The 4,018-nt window shown below is 28.1% G+C and carries 7 protein-coding genes; 1 reads left to right on the top strand and 6 read right to left on the bottom strand.

The window, feature by feature from the left end:
* Nucleotides 1-187 (bottom strand): hypothetical protein (locus ACKI5C_RS05125; protein ID WP_407432119.1); only part of this gene is annotated, 187 nt, incomplete at its 3' end.
* A gap of 61 nt (nucleotides 188-248) precedes the next feature.
* Nucleotides 249-443, bottom strand: coding sequence for a hypothetical protein (locus ACKI5C_RS05120; protein WP_407432118.1), 195 nt, complete (start codon nucleotides 441-443; stop codon nucleotides 249-251).
* Between the two features lie 150 nt (nucleotides 444-593).
* Between ACKI5C_RS05120 and ACKI5C_RS05115 the strand changes: the two genes are divergently transcribed.
* A complete protein-coding gene (locus tag ACKI5C_RS05115) occupies nucleotides 594-980 on the top strand; it encodes a winged helix-turn-helix transcriptional regulator (RefSeq protein WP_407432117.1) in 387 nt (128 codons plus the stop codon).
* A gap of 512 nt (nucleotides 981-1,492) precedes the next feature.
* Here the strand turns inward: ACKI5C_RS05115 and ACKI5C_RS05110 are convergent.
* The 4 genes from ACKI5C_RS05110 to ACKI5C_RS05095 all read right to left on the bottom strand — a co-directional run bounded on the left by ACKI5C_RS05110 (nucleotide 1,493) and on the right by ACKI5C_RS05095 (nucleotide 3,510).
* Complete coding sequence (locus ACKI5C_RS05110) at nucleotides 1,493-1,639, bottom strand: hypothetical protein (protein ID WP_407432116.1); 147 nt, start codon at nucleotides 1,637-1,639, stop codon at nucleotides 1,493-1,495.
* Nucleotides 1,640-1,992: 353 nt separating this feature from the next.
* A complete protein-coding gene (locus tag ACKI5C_RS05105) occupies nucleotides 1,993-2,565 on the bottom strand; it encodes a transglutaminase family protein (protein ID WP_407432115.1) in 573 nt (190 codons plus the stop codon).
* Nucleotides 2,566-2,750: 185 nt separating this feature from the next.
* Nucleotides 2,751-3,323: a zeta toxin family protein gene (locus tag ACKI5C_RS05100; RefSeq protein ID WP_407432114.1), complete on the bottom strand. Its 573-nt coding sequence runs from the start codon at nucleotides 3,321-3,323 to the stop codon at nucleotides 2,751-2,753.
* Complete coding sequence (locus ACKI5C_RS05095; protein ID WP_296810468.1) at nucleotides 3,313-3,510, bottom strand: hypothetical protein; 198 nt, start codon at nucleotides 3,508-3,510, stop codon at nucleotides 3,313-3,315. Before ACKI5C_RS05095 ends, ACKI5C_RS05100 begins: the two co-directional genes overlap by 11 nt.
* Nucleotides 3,511-4,018 lie beyond the last annotated feature (508 nt).

Here is a 4,018-nt window from a genome sequence, read left to right as displayed (position 1 = left end):
TGCTGAAATATGGTGTCCTGTTTGTTTTCCGGCAGAATTTTAAGCAATTATCCAAAACAATTTCCATATCCTCATACTTCATTGTTATTAATTCCTTGTCGTTTTCCTCTGAAAAAATATAGCAATGTTTGCATCGCTGATTGCAGTCGTCAAGGATGTGCCATTGAAATGCAAAAAAATCGGCCATAAAAAAACAACTCCAAAAAATAGTATAATAAAAAAATAAAAGATTTAAGATTGAAACAATCTTAAAATCTGTCTGAACCACAAGCAGTGTTGATATCTGATCCGTATGCAGTGTTAATATCAGAACCACAAGCAGAAGCAGTCACATCACTGCCACAAGCAGTGTTAATATCAGAACCACAAGCGGTAGAAATTACATTTTGTGCGATTTTTGATGAGAAAAATTTCTCATTATCATTCCATGCATTAAATTTCATAATTTATCACCTTAAATTTTAATAAAAGTCAAACTTTTATTTAATCATAATATATTTCAGCAGGTATAAAAAGAATAAAGTTACTTCTAGGTTACTTAAAACTAATTAATATTAATTAATAAATATTATAACAGTTTTAGGAGACATTACATGAATAATGATAAAAAAGCAGGAAAATGCCCAATGGAACTTGCCATGGAATTGATTAGCAGAAAATGGGTTATTCAAATATTAAGAGATATGTTTTTTGGAAAAAAACGTTTCAATGAATTTAAAGATGGAAAACCTAATCTATCCAATAAAGTTTTAAGCAATTGTCTTAAAGAAATGGAAGAAAACGGACTTATCACTAGAAACAGCGATAAAAATAACCAAAATATTGAATACACATTAACTGATAAAGGAAAAAAACTTAATAAGGTAATTTATGAACTCGCAATGTTTACATTAACTACCGATTTGGGCAATGAATTCTATGATGATAAAACTAAAATCGAATTAGAGAACATATTCAAAAATACATTGATAAACAATTAGGTAATGAAACATACTCATTGCCATTAACCAATCCATATAAGTTAATATTATACCAACACTATACAAAATATAAGCACCCACCTAAAAACAGCCAAAACAAGCATGAAAAAATAATTATTTAAAAAACTCTTTTTATAAAAATAAGAATGAATAATGATTGATTAATCTATTTAATAACCAATACCAAGTTATTATATGCTGAAATAAATATTTAAGTTTAATAGATATTATAAATGTCATAAATCATTTAAAAATCTTGTTGCCCGTATACTATACAAAATATAATGTACTTTTAACTCTTACATTATAATGTTTAATATCAGCCCATATAACTCTTATCAAACATTTTGGTGTTTTTAAACTGAAAAAATAATGCTTTTAGGAACCATGTGTAAAAAAGGAAGCTATAAAACACATATTAAAGCTAATTGTCATTTAAATTGTCAGTTTATCAAATTAGAAAATTTTGGATGAACTCCAACTAGGCTTCCAATTCGACATCATAGATTGTTTTACATTAACAAGTTAATGGCCAACAATAGATAGTAACTTGCTAGGAAAAAATAAGAGATAGCAAGAACCATATTTTCAACAGCAAGAATGTCTATTCCTCCAAATTTGATTGGAGTGTTTTTAATTGAATTCTCTTTCCACTTCATAAAAACACCAGTAATATGCATTATTGTATTAGTGTTTTAGAATTGGATATTTTGTTTTAAAACTATTTATAATTTCTTATTTTTAAAAATAAAGATTGATTTGAGAATATAAAATTGTTTTCATAAGGAATATTGCTCTAATTTGGAAATGAGTAATAAATGAAACTTTTATATACTTTGAGGTTCATAATATCATATAACATCTTAGGATGTTTGGCCGCACAATGTCGACCAATAGATATGCATGTTGAATGAGGATGTGTCAAAATTTGTTTAACAAATTTATCCTTATTCAATTTTAAAAATCTTTTTTTCAATGTTTTTCACTCAAGTATTAAGAGATATTAATATGACTAAAACTCAAAGTCTGTTGTAATTTCTTGTATACTCTCACTCTCCATCAGAATATTGACCAATCTCTCATCCAGATTAGCATGATTATCATGATAGTCAATTTCACCCAGTTCACTTCGGATTTTATAAGCCAAGTGTTCCTCATCCAAACTGAAATAAGCATTAATATTTTCATTATTACCTCGAGCATCAAGCCTGATCCATTTATTTAAATCTTTAATATACACAGTATTTAAAGCATGAATCATATAACCCTCACTCGCATCATCTGCTCTTGTAAGCAGTTGATAACTGATGCCTGACGGAATTCCATTTGCTCTTAAAAGTGCTGCAAGAAGGCATGATTTTGTCCAGCAGATTCCAGTTTTATTTTCAAGCACTTCACTGGCAGTTCTTGAAACTACTTTTGTTTCAATATCCCATGAATGAGGAATTTCATCCCTAACAAAGATATAACTTCTCTTGATATAATCCAAATTATCATTTGATTGATTCTTTAATTCCCGAACCTTTTCCCGGATATTAAAATTCATATAATCAATGCTTGGAGTTTCTATTAAATATTCTTCCATTTAATTACCTTCATCATTATAATTGGTTAAATCTAAAATAAAATAATAATATCATTCTATAAATCTAAAAAACTTCATAAAAGGGATTTTGCCCGCATACTATACAAAATATAATGTACTTTTAGCTCCTACACTATACCTTACATGAAATGACATTAAATAGTAATGAGCGTCCATACTTGATATCAATTTTCATAATCTTTTATCCCAGTAAGCTTTTCAATGTCTGAAAAACTCCAATACTTATTTTCCCAATGGAAGTAAACATCTTTTCTTTTCTTAAATATTCTAAATGGAACATTTGTATTATCATAGATATGGACAATATCGCAAATTTCAACCAATTCTGGAATCAAATCTAGTGCCTTGTAATATCTTGATTTGATTTTTTCTTCAGGAACAGAGTGCCCACCCATTGATTCTCTAATATCAACACGGATCTTATTAATTTCAGGATTTGATGTGAAAACATAAATACATCTTAAAAAATATCCATTTTCTTTAGCTTTTTTTAATAATTTAAGATTTCTATCTGTGGAAAGTACTGTTTCAAATGTGAAATCTTTATTTTTCTCAATCATGGCCTCCCTAAGTTCTTCAGCTTTCAATGCAGCCTCCAAATCACTGCATGAATTAGATCTTTTTATATCATCAGCATTGATGTAAACTCCAACAGTTTTAGCCATACGAGTTATGGTAGTTTTTCCACTACCATTCGGACCTGCAAAAACAATAACTTCAGGAAGCCTATTTTTCATTTGGATATACTCTCCTTCCGTCAGGATACTCAATGTATGGACTATCCAATTCATCATCATAACCCGCAATAGGAAGTCCTTTAACTTTACATATTTCCTGATCTATCCTAATAGATTCCTTAAACCTTTCAGTAAGCTCTTCATCTGAAATTCCGCAAGTAGAATCCAATTCATTACTCTCAGTCAAAATAATTCCTCCCTATTAATTGTATTATAAGATATCAATTTCATTAATAATAAACATTTTCAAATTGCAACTTTATGAAAAAACACAAAATTGTTAATGAATCTTATCAAAGAACAATATACCGATAATAGTATACAAAATATAAGCACCCGCCTAAAAACAGCCAAAACAACCTTAAAAAATAATTACTTAAAAAACTGTTTTTATGAAAATAAGAAAGAATAATTATTGATTAACCTATTTAATAACCGATGCCAAGTTATCATGTGCTAAAAGAAATATTAAAGTTTAATAGATATTATAAAGACCATAAATCATTTAAAAAGGATTTTGCCCGTATACTATACAAAATATTTAGTACTTTTAACTCTCAAATTATACTATACAACTAAGAAGTATATATATTTTTATTACTTTTATTTTTACCCCCTATTTCAGACTCTTTCAAAAACTTTGTTGATTTCAAAAACATGCCATCTCTTCAGAATTCAACATCATTTTCTAAAGT

It is taken from the genome of Methanobrevibacter sp., assembly GCF_045646045.1.
Lineage (GTDB): Archaea > Methanobacteriota > Methanobacteria > Methanobacteriales > Methanobacteriaceae > Methanocatella.
Note: the sequence above shows the minus strand (reverse complement) of the source record. Positions and strands in the feature narration are given on the sequence as shown.

Bases quoted from the DNA above. Each gene is read 5' to 3' on its own strand.
- ACKI5C_RS05120 (WP_407432118.1), bottom strand. From the start codon at position 443: ATGAAATTTAATGCATGGAATGATAATGAGAAATTTTTCTCATCAAAA.
- ACKI5C_RS05115 (WP_407432117.1), top strand. From the start codon at position 594: ATGAATAATGATAAAAAAGCAGGAAAATGCCCAATGGAACTTGCCATG.
- ACKI5C_RS05110 (WP_407432116.1), bottom strand. From the start codon at position 1,639: ATGAAGTGGAAAGAGAATTCAATTAAAAACACTCCAATCAAATTTGGA.
- ACKI5C_RS05105 (WP_407432115.1), bottom strand. From the start codon at position 2,565: ATGGAAGAATATTTAATAGAAACTCCAAGCATTGATTATATGAATTTT.
- ACKI5C_RS05100 (WP_407432114.1), bottom strand. From the start codon at position 3,323: ATGAAAAATAGGCTTCCTGAAGTTATTGTTTTTGCAGGTCCGAATGGT.